Source organism: Geodermatophilus sp. SYSU D00703 (assembly GCF_054050155.1).
Map to the genome: position 1 here is coordinate 1 of NZ_JBJGYU010000046.1, position 14,737 is coordinate 14,737.

Below are 14,737 nucleotides of genomic sequence, written 5' to 3' on the forward strand. Positions count from 1 at the left end.
GCCGACTTCGAGCCGATCACCGGCCGGGTGCACCAGCCGCCGCCGGTGCACCAGGTGTTCGAGGGCGCGGGCTTCGTGATCTGCAACTTCGTGCCGCGCAAGGTCGACTACCACCCGCTGGCGGTGCCGGTGCCCTACTACCACTCCAACGTCGACTCCGACGAGGTCATGTTCTACGTCGCCGGCGACTACGAGGCGCGCAAGGGCTCGGGCATCGGGAAGGGCTCGATCAGCCTGCACCCCGGCGGGCACTCCCACGGCCCGCAGCCGGGCGCGGTCGAGAACTCCCTGGGCGCCGAGTACTTCGACGAGCTCGCCGTCATGGTCGACACCTTCCGGCCACTCGACCTCGGCGAGGCCGGCACCGCCGCCGACGACGGGAAGTACGCCTGGACCTGGTCCGGTCGGGGGCCCTCGGCATGAGAACTCCCCACGAAGACGCTCCGCTGGCGCTCCACGTCTCCGCGGGGGCCCCGAGATGACCTGGCTGGACCTCCCCGCCGGCACCGGCTTCGGCCTGGACAACCTCCCCTACGGCGTCTTCTCCACGCCCGGCACCACGCCGCGGACCGGGGTCGCCATCGGCGACTCGGTCCTCGACCTCGCCGCGGCCACCGGGGACGACGGGCACGCCACCGGCTCGCTCAACGCCTTCATGGCGCGCGGGCCGCAGGCGTGGGCGGCCCTGCGGGCGCAGCTGAGGGCGTGGTTCACCGACGAGGCGCACCGGGCGGCGGTGGAGCCGCACCTCGTGCCCCGGTCGGAGGTGACCCTGCACCTGCCGGTCGAGGTCGCCGACTACGTCGACTTCTACAGCTCGCAGCACCACGCGGAGAACCTGGGCCGGATGTTCCGGCCCGACTCCGCGGCGCTGACGCCGAACTGGAAGCACCTGCCGATCGGCTACCACGGCCGCTCCGGCACCGTGCAGGTCTCGGGCACCCCGGTGGTGCGGCCGAACGGGCAGCGCAAGGCACCCACCGACGAGGCGCCCACGTTCGGTCCCTCGCAGCGGCTGGACATCGAGGCGGAGGTCGGCTTCGTCGTCGGCACGCCGTCAGAGCTCAGCCGGCCGGTGCCGCTGAGCGACTTCCCGCAGCACGTGTTCGGCGTCTGCCTGGTCAACGACTGGTCCGCCCGCGACATCCAGGCCTGGGAGTACGTGCCGCTGGGGCCGTTCCTCGGCAAGTCCTTCCTCACCTCCCTCTCGCCGTGGGTGGTGCCGCTGGCCGCGCTGGAGGCCGCCCGGGTCGCGCCGCCGACCCGCGACGTCCCGGTGTTGCCCTACCTCGACGACACCGACGCCCCCTGGGGTCTGGACCTCACGCTCGAGGTACGGCTCAACGGCGAGCTGGTCAGCTGCCCGCCGTTCGGGCAGCTGTACTGGACGCCGGCCCAGCAGCTGGCGCACATGACGGTCAACGGCGCATCCCTGCGCACCGGCGACCTCTACGCCTCGGGCACGGTCTCCGGTCCGGGCAAGGACCAGCGCGGCTCGTTCATCGAGCTGTCCTGGGGCGGCACGGAGCCCCTGACCCTCGCCGACGGCTCCACCCGCACGTTCCTCGAGGACGGCGACGAGGTGACCATCACCGCCACCGCCCCGGGCGCCGACGGCGGCCGGATCTCCTTCGGCGAGGTCACCGGGCGCGTCCAGCCGGCGCCGTGAGCCCAGCCGCCCCCTCCCCCGCTCCTCCCTCCGATCGAAGGGCGACGATGACCACCCCCACCGTGACCGAGTCCGGAACTCCCACGCCGCAGACGCCGACCTACGCAGACCTGCTGGCCGCCGTCACCGACCCCGCCGGCCACGAGGTCCTCGACCCGGCGACGGGAGAGGTCGTCGGCCGCGCTCCGGTCCGGTCGGTCGAGGACCTCGATGCCGCCGTCGCCCGTGCCCGCGCCGCGCAGCCGGCGTGGGCGGCCCGACCCGACGCCGACCGCGTCGAGCTGCTCCTGCGGGCGGCGGACGCGGTCGAGGCGGCCGCCGAGCCGCTCGCCGAGCTGCTCTCCCGGGAGCAGGGCAAGCCGCTCAACGGTCCGAACGCCCGGTTCGAGGTCGGCGCGTGCGCCGCGTGGCTGCGCGCGACTGCGGCCACCGAGCTGCCGGGCGGCACCGTGGTCGACGACGGCGAGACGCACGCCGAGCTGCACTACCGCCCGGTCGGCGTGGTCGGTGCGATCGGCCCGTGGAACTGGCCGATGATGATCACGATCTGGCAGGTCGCCCCGGCCCTGCGGATGGGCAACACCGTGGTGGTCAAGCCCTCGGAGTACACCCCCCTCTCCGTGCTGGCCCTGGCCGAGGTCCTGAACGGCGTGCTGCCCGCCGACGTCCTCACCGTCGTCGCCGGCGAGCGGGAGGTGGGCGCCCGCCTGTCGGCCTCCCCGGGCGTCGACAAGGTGATGTTCACCGGGTCCACCGCGACCGGCCAGGCGATCATCCGCAGCTCGGCCGACACGGTGAAGCGGCTGACCCTGGAGCTCGGCGGGAACGACGCCGGCATCGTGCTGCCCGACGTCGACCCGCGCGCGATCGCCGAGGGCCTGTTCTGGGGCGCGTTCATCAACACCGGTCAGACGTGCGCGGCGCTCAAGCGCCTGTACGTGCACACCGACGTCTACGATGAGGTGTGCGCGGCGCTGGTCGAGGTCGCGCAGGCGATGCCGATGGGCCGCGGCCTGGACGAGCAGAACGTGCTCGGCCCGCTGCAGAACCGCGCGCAGTACGACGTCGTCGCGCGGCTGGTCGACGCCGCGCGCGACGCCGGCGCGAAGGTCCTCCTCGGCGGCGACCCCGACCCCGGGGCCCCCGGGTACTTCTACCCGACCACGATCGTGGCCGACGTCGACGACGACAACCCGCTGGTGGCCGAGGAGCAGTTCGGTCCGGCGCTGCCGATCGTGCGCTACGAGGACGTCGACGCCGCCGTCGCCATGGCCAACGCGCTCGACGTCGGCCTGGGCGCCTCGGTGTGGAGCAGCGACCGGGAGGCGGCGCGCGCCGTGGCCGCCCGGCTCGAGGCCGGCACCGTATGGATCAACTCGCACGGCGGGGTGCACCCGATGATCCCGTTCGGCGGGGTGAAGAAGTCCGGGTACGGCCTGGAGTTCGGCGTGGAGGGCCTCAAGGCGGTCGCCGTGCCGCAGGTGGTCAACGGCTGAGCAGTCCCGGCGTCCGCGGCACCGCCCCGACCCTCGCCAGGGCGTCGGGGCGGTGTCCCGTGCGGCCGGACACCCCCGCGGCGGGCGACCGTAGGCTGGCACGGGAGGACGACGGAGAGGGGCGGCGATGGTGACAGACGACGGCGCGAGCGCGCCGCAGTCACAGACGCTCGACCGCGGCATCCGCGTCCTCGAGCACCTGGCCGCCGCCGGGAGGCCGCAGCCCATCGCGGAGATCGGGCAGGCGTTGGGGCTGCACCGGTCGATCACCTACCGGCTGCTCCGCACGCTGGAGGACCACCAGCTCGTCGATCGCGACGCGGCCGGGCACTTCTCGCTCGGGCTCGGGGTGGCCGCGCTGGCCCGGGGCGTGCGGACCGGGCTGCAGGCCGCCGCGCTCCCCCGGCTCAACGAGCTCGTCGCGGAGCTCGGCATGACCGCGTTCCTCGTCGTGCGCACCGGGGACGAGGCGGTGACCGTCACCAGCGTGGAGCCGCACGACTCCCCCGCGCACGTCACCTACCGCCCGGGCACCCGCCACCCCGTCGGCCGCGGCGCCCCCGGCCTGGCCCTGCTCATCCCGGAGCCGCCGGCGCCCGGCGACCGGCCGGAGCTCGCTGCGGCGCGTCGCAACGGCTGGGCGACGTCGCGGGGCGAGGTGATCCCCGGCATGCACTCGGTCGCCGCCCCCGTCCTCGGGCCGGACGGCGGGGCCCGCGCCGCCCTCGCCGTCGTCTACGTCGACGACACGATCGACGTGGACTCCGTCGGCCGGGCCGTCACCGCCGCCGCGGCGAAGGTCGCCGCCGCCCTCCGCTGACGCCCCGGGGTCAGCCGTCGAGCGGCGGGCGCAGCCGGCCGTGGCCGGTCGCCTGCTCGAACGCGTGCGCGACCTCGAGCACCCGCCGGTCGGCCCGGGGCGGCCCGACGACCTGCAGGCCCACCGGGAGCCCCTCGGGTGTGAACCCGCCCGGGACGCTCACCGCCGGGCAGCCGGTGGCCGAGATCAGCGAGCAGGAGCGCATCCACTCCAGGTAGTCGCCCATGGGCCGGCCGTCGACCCGCGTGGGGTACTCCAGGTCGACGTCGAAGGGCAGTACCTGGGTGGTCGGCGCGAGCAGCACGTCGTACTCCGCGAAGAACGTCACCACCTGCTGGTGCAGCCGGGTGTGCGACAGCTCGGCCCGGCCGACGTCCTCGGCGGTGAGCCGGAACCCGCGCTCGACGTTCCACCGCACGGTCTCCTTGACCCGGTCCGGGTGCCGGCGGACGGCGTCGCCGAGCGTCGTGGCGAAGTGCCACGCGCGCAGGACGTCGAAGGTCTCGTCGGCGCCGGAGAGGTCGGGGCAGGCCTGGGCGACCTCGGCGCCGAGGTCCTCGAAGGTCTTCACCTGCGAGGTGAGGACGGCGAGGACCTCCGGGTCGACCGGGACGCGACCGCCGAGGTCGGGCGCCCACGCCACGCGCAGCCCCCGCAGGTCGGCGTCGAGGGGACCGAGGAACGACGTCCCGGGGTCCTGCAGCGACAGCGGCGCCCGCGGGTCGGGCCCGGCGACCACCGACAGCACCAGCGCCACGTCGGCGACGGTGCGGCCCATCGGCCCCTGGACGCCGAGGGTCTGCCACCCCAGCCCGTTCGGCACCATCGGCACCCGCCCCGGGGTGGGCCGGAGCCCGACGACGTTGCAGAAGGCCGCGGGGTTGCGCAGGGAGCCGCCCATGTCACTGCCCTCGGCGAGCGGGACGAGGCCCGCGGCGAGCGCGGCGGCCGCTCCCCCGCTGGACCCGCCGGCGCTGCGCCGCAGGTCGTACGGGTTGCGGGTGGGTCCGAACAGCGGGTTGGTGGTGTGCGAGCCCGCCGCCCACTCCGGGACGTTGGTCTTGCCCACCCGGACCGCGCCGGCGTCCCGCAGGCGGGCGACGACCAGATCGTCCTCGGCCGGCACGTGGTCGGCCATCAGCGGCGACCCCCACGTCGTGCGCATCCCGGCAGTGGCGTGGGTGTCCTTGTGCGCCACCGGCAGCCCGTGCAGCGGCCCGACCGGTCCCCCGGCGGCGAGCTGCCGGTCGGCCGCCCGTGCCGCGGCGCGGGCCGCGTCGTCGTCCCGGGTCACGATCGCGTTGACCAGCGGGTCGAGCCGGTCGATGCGCGCCAGGTGGGCCTCCAGCAGCTCGATGGCCGAGACCTCGCGGCGGCGGACCAGGGCGGCCTGCTCGACGGCGGACAGTCCGCACAGTTCGTCGGACACGGTCGTTCCTCCTCTCGATCGGTCCGGCTCAGGCGAACTCGGTGCCGCGGGTCTCGCGGGTGCGCCAGACGGTCAGCAGCGTGACCAGTCCCAGGACGACCACGTAGCCGGTGAACAGGTCCTCCTGCCCGCGGCTGCCCAGCCACGTCTGGAGGTAGGGGGCCGTCCCGCCGGTCAGCGCGACGGCGATCGAGTACGGGATCGCCATGCCCGACGCCCGGACCCGGGTCGGGAACAGCTCGGCGAACCAGGCCGGCACCATCGAGGCGCTGGACGCCATGACGACGAGCGCGAGGGACATCGCGACGCCCAGCTGCCAGGCCTCGTCCTGGATCAGGGCGGTCAGCGGGAAGGCCAGGACGGCGGTGCCGAGGCCGAAGACGAACCCGTTGGGCCGCCGTCCCCACCGGTCGGACAGCGCGCCCCACAGCGGGAGGACGGCGAGGAAGACGGCGTTGGCGACGACACCGGCCCAGAGCGCCGCGCTCGCGTCGATGCCCTTGACGCCGATCGCGTACGCGGGGGCCGAGACCGCCCACGTGTAGTAGAAGACGGTCCCGCCCACGGTCAGGCCGATGACCCGCAGCGCGGCCCCGCGGTGCGCCCACACCCCGGCGAGCAGCGACGGGGACGTCTCGGCCGGCGCCGCGGCGGGGGTGGCCGCGCGGGCGCGCTCCTGCTGGAAGGCGTCGGTCTCGGTCAGCGAGCGGCGCAGCCAGAGGGCGTAGACGCCCAGCGCCGCCCCGATCAGGAAGGGGATCCGCCAGCCCCAGGACGTCATCGCCTCCGACGACACGGTGCTGGTCAGCACGGCACCGAGCAGCGTGGCCGCCAGCGTGCCGGTGGTGACGGCCACGTACATGGTCGAGGCCCACAGGCCGCGGCGCCGGGGCGGCGCCATCTCGGCCAGGTACGTGTGGGAGGAGCCGATCTCGCCGCCGTGCGCGAGGCCCTGCACGCACCGGGCCAGGAGCAGCAGCACCGACGCCGCGACCCCGATGGTCCCGTGGGTCGGGGCGATGCCGATGACCAGGCTGCCGGCGGCGCACAGGACCATCGCGGAGGCCATGGCCGTCTTGCGGCCGCGCCGGTCGGCCAGCCAGCCGAAGAGGAACCCGCCGAGCGGTCGCATGAGGAACCCGACGGCGAAGACCCCCAGGGTGGCCAGCAGCGCGGAGACGGGATCGGTGGGCGCGAAGAACTGCGCGGCGAAGAACGGCGCGAAGATCGCGTAGACACTCCAGTCGTACCACTCCAGGGCGTTGCCGATGCCCGTGGCCGCGAGGACCCGGCGGGAGCTCGACGGGCGGGGCCTGGGGTCGGCCGGCTGCCGGGAGACCTCGGTCCCGACGGTGGCGGGTGCGGCCATGACTCCTCCTGGGAAGCGGTGCGGCGACGGGGTGCGAACTGCGTCACAGAGTCGGGTGGCGTCGGGCACATCGGCAACGCTCTTGCCGCACCTGACGGAATCGGCCACGCTCGTGGCCGATGACGACTCCATCGGGGTTCCCGGGCCCGCTCACGGCGCTGGACCGCCGGATCGTCGGCGCGCTGCAGGTCGACGGGCGGGCGTCCTGGCGGCAGATCGCCGCGGTCCTGGGCGAACCCGAGCGCACCGTGGCCCGCCGCGGGTCGCGACTGGTCGAGGAGGGCTGGGTCGTCGTCACCGGCCTGCCCGCACGGACGCGGATCGGCGCGGGCGACCCCTGGGTCCTGCGCGCGCGGTGCGCCCCCGGGACGACGCGGCTCGCCGCCGGGGCGCTGGCGCGGCGGCGGGACACGATCTTCACCTACGTCGTGACCGGCACGTCCGACGTCGTGGCCGAGGTGGTCGGCCGGGACGAGCACGTCGCCGCACTCACGATGGAGGAGCTCCCCGCCGTCCCCGGGCTGGGGCGGGTGACCAGCGCCCCCGTCCTGCGGTACCACCGGACCGTCCACGACTGGATGCCCGAGCTGCTGGCCCCGGACGAGCGCGCGGCGCTCGCCCGGGACGTCCCGGACATCCCCCTCTCCGGCACCGCCCCGAGGGTGGCGCTCTCCGGCGTCGACCGCCTGCTCCTGCGCGCGCTCGCGGAGGACGGGCGGCGCACCAGCGACGAGCTGGCCCGGCTGTGCGGGGTGTCGGAGGCGACGGTGCGGCGGCGCGTCGAGGCGCTGCGCTCCGACGGCGTCGTCTACTTCCGCGCCGTCGTCGAGCCGGTCCTGCTGGGGCTGCCGGTCGAGGCGCTGCTGTGGCTGCGCACCGCTCCGCGGCGGGTCGACGAGCTGGGCCGGGCGCTGGCCGCGGCGTCCTCGGTCCGGTACGCCGCCGAGCTCGCCGGCGACTGGTCCTTCCTCGTCGACGTCGCGGCCCCCGACAAGGCGGCCCTGCGGGAGCTGGTGACGACGTCGCCCTGGTCAGCCGACGTGGACGCCCTGGAGGTCTCGGTCGTCGTCGAGTCGCTCAAGCGCAGTGCCGTGCTCGCGTCCCGGCTGCGCGGCGGCGACAGCGGCGACGTCGACTGACTGCCCGGCGGAGGCTCAGGCAGCCGTCGGACGACACCGACCGAGCGCGAGGCCGGTCAGCGCGAGGGCCAGCCCCAGCGCCGGGACGACGACCATCGCGATCCCCACGGCACCCGTCCCCCCGTGCCCGGAGTGCCCGGCACCGGCCGACACGAGCGGGTGTGCGACGAGCATCGCGGCGGACACTCCCGCGGTCTGCACCCACGTGCGCCGGCGGGGCAGCAGCGCGAGGTGCGCCGCACACGGCAGGCAGGCCGCCGCCATCCCCAGCAGCGCCACGACCTGCACGGACGACGGCGTCCCGCCGGTGGTCAGGACCAGCACGTGCACCGCGGCCGAGGCCACCGCCACGGCGACCGCACACCAGCGCACGGGAGCGAGCGACCGCGGCGTGTTCGGCTTTGACACACGGGCTTCACATATCGAGACGCCGGCTGTAACTTGGGTCACGCAGTCTTTCTACACCCGTAGAACCAAAACAGGGAGCCCCCATGGCCGCACCCACCGCGACGACCCATCCGCTCGAGCAGCTGACCGCGGACGAGGTCACCACCGCCCGCGAGGTCCTGACCGACGCCGGGCTGGTCGTCGACACGACCCGCTTCGTCTACGTCGGCCTCGAGGAGCCGGACAAGGCGGCGCTGTACGCCGGCGCGCCCGTCGACCGCCGGGTCCGGGCCCTGCTGCACGACGTGTCCCGGCCGGCCGCCCGCGACGTCGTCGTCTCGGTGAGCCGGCGCGAGCTCGTCTCCGACCGCGCCCTCGACGCCGCCACCGACGGCCAGCTGCCGGTGCTCGACGAGGAGTTCGCCCTCGTCGAGGAGGTCCTCGCGACCGACGAGCGCTGGCTGGCCGCGCTCGCCGCACGCGGCCTGGACATCGCCGACGTCCGGGTGGCCCCGCTGTCCGCCGGGGTCTTCGAGTACCCGGAGGAGACCGGCCGCCGGATCCTGCGCGGGCTGGCCTTCCGCCAGGACTCCCCCGAGGACCACCCCTGGGCGCACCCGATCGACGGGCTGGTCGCCTACGTCGACGTCATGGGCAAGACCGTCGACCAGGTCGTCGACCTCGGCCCGGTGCCGGTCCCGGAGGAGCACGGCAACTTCACCGACCCGTCGCTCACCGGCCCCCTGCGGACGACGCAGAGGCCGATCGAGATCACCCAGCCCGAGGGCCCGAGCTTCACCCTCGAGGACAACCTGCTCACCTGGGAGAAGTGGCAGCTGCGGGTCGGGTTCGACGCGCGCGAGGGCCTGACCCTGCACCAGATCGGCTTCGAGGACGGCGGCCGGGTGCGGCCGGTCATCCACCGGGCGTCGATCGCCGAGATGGTCGTCCCCTACGCCGACCCCTCCCCCGTCCGGTCGTGGCAGAACTACTTCGACACCGGCGAGTACCTGGTCGGCCGGTACGCCAACGCCCTCGAGCTGGGCTGCGACTGCCTCGGCGACATCACCTACATGGACGCCGTCATCGCCGACGAGCGCGGCAACCCGCAGGTGCTGCGCAACGCGATCTGCATGCACGAGGAGGACTTCGGGATCCTCTGGAAGCACACCGACCTGTGGGCCGGCTCGTCGGAGACCCGCCGCCAGCGCCGCATGGTGATCAGCTTCTTCACCACGATCGGCAACTACGACTACGGGTTCTACTGGTACCTGTACCTCGACGGCACCATCGGGTTCGAGGTCAAGGCCACCGGGATCGTCTTCACCTCCGCGTATCCGGGCGTGGGCTACCCGTACGCCTCCCAGCTCGCCCCCGGTCTCGGCGCCCCGTTCCACCAGCACCTGTTCAGCGCCCGGCTGGACATGGCCGTCGACGGCCCGACCAACACCGTCGAGGAACTGGACTTCGTGCGCGTCGCGATGGGGCCGGACAACCCGCGCGGCAACGCCTTCGCCCAGCGGCGGACGACGCTGCGCCGCGAGTCCGAGGCGCAGCGCACGGCCGACCAGTCGGCGGGCCGGGTGTGGCACATCAGCAACCCCAACAGCCGCAACCGGCTCGGCGAGCCCGTCGCCTACGCGCTCCTCCCCGAGGGGCAGCCGCCGCTGCTGGCCGACCCGGACAGCTCCATCGCCCGCCGCGCCGGCTTCGCCACCAAGCACCTGTGGGTCACCCGGCACGACCCCGCCGAGCGCTACGCGGCCGGCGACTTCGTCAACCAGCACCCGGGCGGGGCCGGTCTGCCCGAGTACGTCGCCGCCGACCGCGACCTGGAGGGCACCGACCTCGTCGTGTGGCACACCTTCGGGCTGACCCACGTCCCGCGGCCCGAGGACTGGCCGATCATGCCGGTCGACCACACCGGATTCCGGCTCAAGCCGGTCGGCTTCTTCGACCGCAACCCCACTCTCGACGTCCCCCCGAACGCCAGCGCCCACTGCCGCTCCCGGTCCACCGGCGGCTCGGCCGAGGGTGGCCCCTGCCATGAGTGAGCTCTCCTCCACCGCACCGGCTCCCGCCCCCGCTCCCGGGGAGGCCGCCGGCGGCCGCGGCCTGCGCGGCTCGATCGGCGTGGTCGGGATCGTCTTCCTGGTCGTCGCCGCGGCCGCGCCGCTCACCTCGATCGGTGGCGCCCTGCCGGTCATGCTCGCGATCGGCAACGGCCCGGGGAGCCCCATGGCCTACGTCGTCGCCGCCGTCGTCCTGCTGCTGTTCAGCGTCGGCTACGCGGCGATGAGCCGGCACGTCGTCGACGCCGGGGCCTTCTACGCCTACGTCAGCAAGGGGCTCGGCACGCCGGTCGGCGTGGGCGCCGCCGGGCTGGCGCTGCTCACCTACACCGTCATCCAGGCGGCCGTCTACGGGCTGGCCGGCGCCACGGCGCAGGGCCTGGTCGTCCAGTACGGCGGCCCGGACCTGCCGTGGTGGGTCTGGTCGCTGGTGCTCATGGCGGCCGTCGGTGTGCTCGGCTACCGGAACATCGACGTGGGCGCCAAGGTCCTCGGCGTCCTGCTCACGCTGGAGATCGGCGTCATCGCCGTCGTGGCCGTCGCGGTGCTGGTGCAGGGCGGCGCGGACGGGATCGACGTGCGGTCGTTCGCCCCCGCGGAGTTCTTCGAGGGCGCGCCGGGCATCAGCATCATGTTCGCCATCGCGTCGTTCATCGGCTTCGAGGCGACCGCCATCTACGGCGAGGAGGCGCGCAACCCGCGGCGGACGGTGCCCCTGGCCACCTACGTGGCGGTGGTCCTCATCGGCGGGTTCTACGCGCTGGCCAGCTGGGCGGTCGTGCTCGCCTTCGGCACCGACGACGTCGTCGCGGCGGCCCAGGCCGACACCGCGGGCCTGGTGTTCAGCGCGACCGCGGAGTACCTCAGCCCGGCCGTCGCCGACGCCATGGTCGTCCTGCTGCTGACCAGCCTCTTCGCCGCCCTGCTGGCGTTCCACAACGCCATCTCGCGGTACCTGTTCGCGCTGGGCCGGCAGGGCGTGGCGCCGGGCGGGCTGGGCCGGACGCATGCCCGCCACGCCTCGCCGCACGTCGGCTCGCTGGTGCAGACCGCGATGGCGTTCGGAGTGGTGGCCGTCTTCGCCGTGGCCGGCTCGGACCCGGTGCTGCAGCTGTTCACCTGGATGTCGGGCCTGGCGACGGTGAGCGTCCTGCTGCTCATGGTGCTGACCAGCGTGGCGGTGCTGGCGTTCTTCGCCCGCAGCCGGGTGGACCGCCGCGTCTGGCACACCCGCGTGGCCCCCGCCCTCGGCACGCTCGGCCTGCTGGGCGTGGTCGGCCTGGTGCTGGCCAACTTCACCACGCTGATCAGCGGGGACGCCGTCCTGGCCGCCGTGCTGCTGGTGGTCATCGCCGCCGCGTTCGCGGCCGGTGTGGTCGTCGCGCTGGTCCGCCGGCCGCAGCAGGCCGCGGCCGCCGACGGCTGATCCCCGGCACCGGGCTCCCCTCCTCCCATCGGTCAGACTCGACCGTCGACGACGAGAGGACGGGAGCCCGGTGCCGAAGCTGGTGGACCACGAGGCCAAGCGCCGCGAGATCCTCGAGGTGACCTGGCGGCTGATGGCCACGCAGGGGGCCGACGCCGCCACCATGCGCGAGATCGCCCGCGCCGCGGGATACGCCAACGGCGCGCTGGCCTACTACTTCGCCAACAAGAACGAGCTGATCGAGGCCGCGTACGTCTACGTCTTCGACCGCACCAACGAGCGGGTCCGGGCCGCGGTCGCGGGCAGGAGGGGCGTGGCCGCCCTGCGGGCCTTCCTCGTGGAGGTCCTGCCGACGACGGAGCTGACCGTGCACGAGGCCCGGATCGTGCTGCCGTTCTGGAGCCGCACGGTCACCGACGACCGCCTCGCCGGCATCAGCGACGCCGCGATGCAGACCTGGCGCCGCGACCTGTGCGCCCTGCTCGCCGAGGGGCGGGAGGACGGCGACGTCACGGTCGCCACGCCGGACGACGTCCTCGCCGAGCAGTTGCTCGCCATGGCGATGGGGCTGCAGGTCCTCGCCCTCCTGCCGACGGCGCCGACCTCGGCCGACACGCAGCTCCGGATGCTCGACGACTCCCTGGCCCGGCTCCGCGCCGGCTGACCCGCCCGTTCCGACCCGACCCGGGGGCTTGCACCGGGCGCCCGCGGTGCGCGAGACTTCCGGGGACATTTACTGAACGATTGGTCGGGAAGTCCGTCCGCCCGGTCCGCGCCGCTCCGGTGCCGACCGCGCCGGCCCGGCCACGTCCGAGGAGCGCCGATGTCCCACCGGTCCACCGAGGTCTTCCTGGTCGACGGGGTGCGCACCCCGCAGGGGCGGTACGGGGGCGCCCTGTCCGGCGTCCGCCCCGACGACCTCGCCGCGCTCGTGGTCGGCGAGGTCCTGCGCCGGTCGGGAGCGCCCGCCGACGCGGTCGAGGAGGTCGTCCTCGGCGCGGCCAACCAGGCCGGCGAGGACAACCGCGACGTCGCCCGGATGGCGGTCCTGCTCGCGGGGCTCCCCGACACGGTGCCCGGCTACACGACCAACCGGCTCTGCGCCTCGGGGCTGACCGCGGCCGCGTCGGCGACCGCGGCGATCCGCGCCGGGGAGGTCGCCCTCGCCATCGCCGGCGGGGTCGAGTCGATGACCCGCGCGCCGTGGGTGATGGCCAAGCCGGGCACGCCGTGGGCCAAGCCCGGCGAGGTCGCCGACACCGCCCTCGGCTGGCGCTTCACCAACCCCGCGTTCACCGCCCACGACGAGGCGGTCGAGCACCCCGAGGACCCCCGCACCCGCAAGGTCACGCTCTCCATGGGCGAGACCGCCGAGGAGATCGCCGCGCTCGACGGGCTGACCCGCGAGGAGTGCGACACCTTCGCCGTCCGCAGCCACGAGCGCGCCGTCGCCGCGCAGGACGCGGGCCGCTTCGACCGGGAGATCGTCCCGGTGACCGTGCGGACCAAGAAGGAGACCGTCGAGGTCAGCACGGACGAGGGCCCGCGCCGCGGCTCGACGCTGGAGACGCTCGGGAAGCTGAGGCCGGTCTTCCGACCCGGCGGCGTGGTGACGGCGGGCAACAGCTCGCCGCTGTCGGACGGCGCGGCGGCACTCGTGCTCGCGAGCGCGGACGCCGTCGCGCGGCACGGGCTCACCCCGCGGGCGCGGGTCGTCGTGAGCGCCAGCGCGGGCGTCGCCCCCAACGTCATGGGCCTGGGCCCGGTCCCGGCGACGGAGAAGGCGCTGGCCAAGGCCGGCTGGACCGTCGACGACCTCGACGCGGTCGAGCTGAACGAGGCCTTCGCCGCCCAGTCGATCGGCGTGCTGCGCCGGCTGAAGATCGACGAGGACGTCGTCAACGCCGACGGCGGCGCGATCGCCCTCGGCCACCCCCTCGGCTGCTCCGGGGCCCGGGTGCTGGTGACGCTGCTCGGCCGGCTCGAGCGCGAGGGCGGCCGCCGCGGGCTGGCCACCCTGTGCGTCGGCGTCGGCCAGGGCGTCGCGATGCTCGTGGAGCGGGTGTGAGCGGCGTCCCCGCCCGGGTGGGCGTGATCGGCGGTGGCCGCATGGGCGCCGGCATCGCCCAGGCCTTCCTCGCCGCGGGCGCACGGGTCGCCGTCGTCGAGGCCGGCGGAGAGGCGGCCGACGCCGCCCGCGGGCGCGTGGCCGAGGGGCTGGAGGAGGCGGCCCGGCGCGGCAGGCTCGCCGACGACGTCGCGGCCGTCCTCGGCCGGCTGACCCTGCTCGAGACCCCCGCCGACATCGGTCGGGACACCGACCTGGTGATCGAGGCCGTCCCCGAGCGCGCCGACCTCAAGGCCGAGGTGCTGGGCGCGGCGGCGGCCGCCGCCGGTCCCGCCGCCGTCCTGGCCACCAACACCAGCTCCCTGTCGGTGACCGAGCTCGCCGCGGCGCTGGAGCGCCCCGCCCGGTTCCTGGGCCTGCACTTCTTCAACCCGGTCCCGGCGTCGAAGCTGGTGGAGGTCGTCGTCGCGCCGGAGACCGACCCGGCGGTGGTCGATGCCGCCCGCGGCTGGGTGCGAGCCCTGGGCAAGACCGACGTCGTGGTGAAGGACTCCCCGGGCTTCGCCTCCTCCCGGCTCGGCGTCCTGCTGGGCCTGGAGGCGATCCGGATGCTCGAGGAGGGCGTCGCCGACGCCGAGGCGATCGACACCGCGATGGAGCTGGGCTACCGGCACCCCATGGGTCCGCTGCGCTCCACCGACCTGGTCGGCCTCGACGTCCGGCTGGCGATCGCCGAGTACCTGCACCGGACCCTCGGCGAGCGGTTCGCCCCGCCGCAGCTGCTGCGTGACAAGGTCGCGGCCGGGGAGCTGGGCCGCAAGACCGGCAAGGGCTTCCACACCTACCCCTAGACCCCAGGAGC

Annotated in this window: 13 protein-coding genes; 10 read left to right on the forward strand and 3 right to left on the reverse strand. The window is 74.8% G+C overall.

Features of this window, described 5'->3' with window-relative positions:
- The 4 genes from ACI782_RS24310 to ACI782_RS24325 all read left to right on the forward strand — a co-directional run.
- The coding region (locus ACI782_RS24310; RefSeq protein WP_456912686.1) for a homogentisate 1,2-dioxygenase domain-containing protein at window positions 1-423 on the forward strand (423 nt) is incomplete at its 5' end.
- Window positions 424-478: 55 nt separating this feature from the next.
- Entirely contained in the window at window positions 479-1,669 is a 1,191-nt protein-coding gene (gene fahA / locus ACI782_RS24315) for a fumarylacetoacetase (RefSeq protein ID WP_456912687.1), read from the forward strand.
- Window positions 1,670-1,716: 47 nt separating this feature from the next.
- Window positions 1,717-3,165 carry an aldehyde dehydrogenase family protein gene (locus ACI782_RS24320; RefSeq protein ID WP_456912688.1) on the forward strand — a complete coding sequence of 483 codons (1,449 nt, stop codon included), beginning with the start codon at window positions 1,717-1,719 and terminating at the stop codon, window positions 3,163-3,165.
- 127 nt (window positions 3,166-3,292) lie between these two features.
- On the forward strand, window positions 3,293-3,985 hold the full coding sequence (locus ACI782_RS24325; RefSeq protein ID WP_456912689.1) for an IclR family transcriptional regulator: 693 nt from the start codon (window positions 3,293-3,295) through the stop codon (window positions 3,983-3,985).
- A 10-nt stretch (window positions 3,986-3,995) separates the two neighbouring features.
- Here the strand turns inward: ACI782_RS24325 and ACI782_RS24330 are convergent, their stop codons facing one another.
- Window positions 3,996-5,414: an amidase gene (locus ACI782_RS24330; RefSeq protein ID WP_456912690.1), complete on the reverse strand. Its 1,419-nt coding sequence runs from the start codon at window positions 5,412-5,414 to the stop codon at window positions 3,996-3,998.
- Window positions 5,415-5,442: 28 nt separating this feature from the next.
- Complete coding sequence (locus ACI782_RS24335; protein WP_456912691.1) at window positions 5,443-6,783, reverse strand: MFS transporter; 1,341 nt, start codon at window positions 6,781-6,783, stop codon at window positions 5,443-5,445.
- Between the two features lie 119 nt (window positions 6,784-6,902).
- Here ACI782_RS24335 and ACI782_RS24340 point away from each other — a divergent pair, with 119 nt between their 5' ends.
- Entirely contained in the window at window positions 6,903-7,922 is a 1,020-nt protein-coding gene (locus tag ACI782_RS24340; protein ID WP_456912693.1) for an Lrp/AsnC family transcriptional regulator, read from the forward strand.
- Window positions 7,923-7,937: 15 nt separating this feature from the next.
- On the opposite strand, the gene ACI782_RS24345 is transcribed toward ACI782_RS24340, so the two are convergent.
- Entirely contained in the window at window positions 7,938-8,330 is a 393-nt protein-coding gene (locus tag ACI782_RS24345; protein WP_456912694.1) for a hypothetical protein, read from the reverse strand.
- An 83-nt stretch (window positions 8,331-8,413) separates the two neighbouring features.
- Here ACI782_RS24345 and ACI782_RS24350 point away from each other — a divergent pair, with 83 nt between their 5' ends.
- The 5 genes from ACI782_RS24350 (at window position 8,414) to ACI782_RS24370 (ending at window position 14,726) form a co-directional block, all read left to right on the forward strand.
- Window positions 8,414-10,363, forward strand: a complete 1,950-nt coding sequence (locus tag ACI782_RS24350) for a primary-amine oxidase (RefSeq protein WP_456912695.1) — start codon at window positions 8,414-8,416, stop codon at window positions 10,361-10,363.
- Entirely contained in the window at window positions 10,356-11,807 is a 1,452-nt protein-coding gene (locus ACI782_RS24355; RefSeq protein ID WP_456912696.1) for an APC family permease, read from the forward strand. The genes ACI782_RS24350 and ACI782_RS24355 overlap by 8 nt, the downstream gene beginning before the upstream one ends.
- Before the next feature lie 70 nt (window positions 11,808-11,877).
- Window positions 11,878-12,471 carry a TetR/AcrR family transcriptional regulator gene (locus ACI782_RS24360; protein WP_456912697.1) on the forward strand — a complete coding sequence of 198 codons (594 nt, stop codon included), beginning with the start codon at window positions 11,878-11,880 and terminating at the stop codon, window positions 12,469-12,471.
- A gap of 159 nt (window positions 12,472-12,630) precedes the next feature.
- The gene (locus ACI782_RS24365; RefSeq protein ID WP_456912698.1) at window positions 12,631-13,875 is read left to right on the forward strand and encodes a thiolase family protein; all 1,245 of its coding nucleotides are present in this window, start codon (window positions 12,631-12,633) and stop codon (window positions 13,873-13,875) included.
- Complete coding sequence (locus tag ACI782_RS24370) at window positions 13,872-14,726, forward strand: 3-hydroxyacyl-CoA dehydrogenase family protein (RefSeq protein ID WP_456912699.1); 855 nt, start codon at window positions 13,872-13,874, stop codon at window positions 14,724-14,726. Before ACI782_RS24365 ends, ACI782_RS24370 begins: the two co-directional genes overlap by 4 nt.
- Window positions 14,727-14,737: the final 11 nt, after the last annotated feature.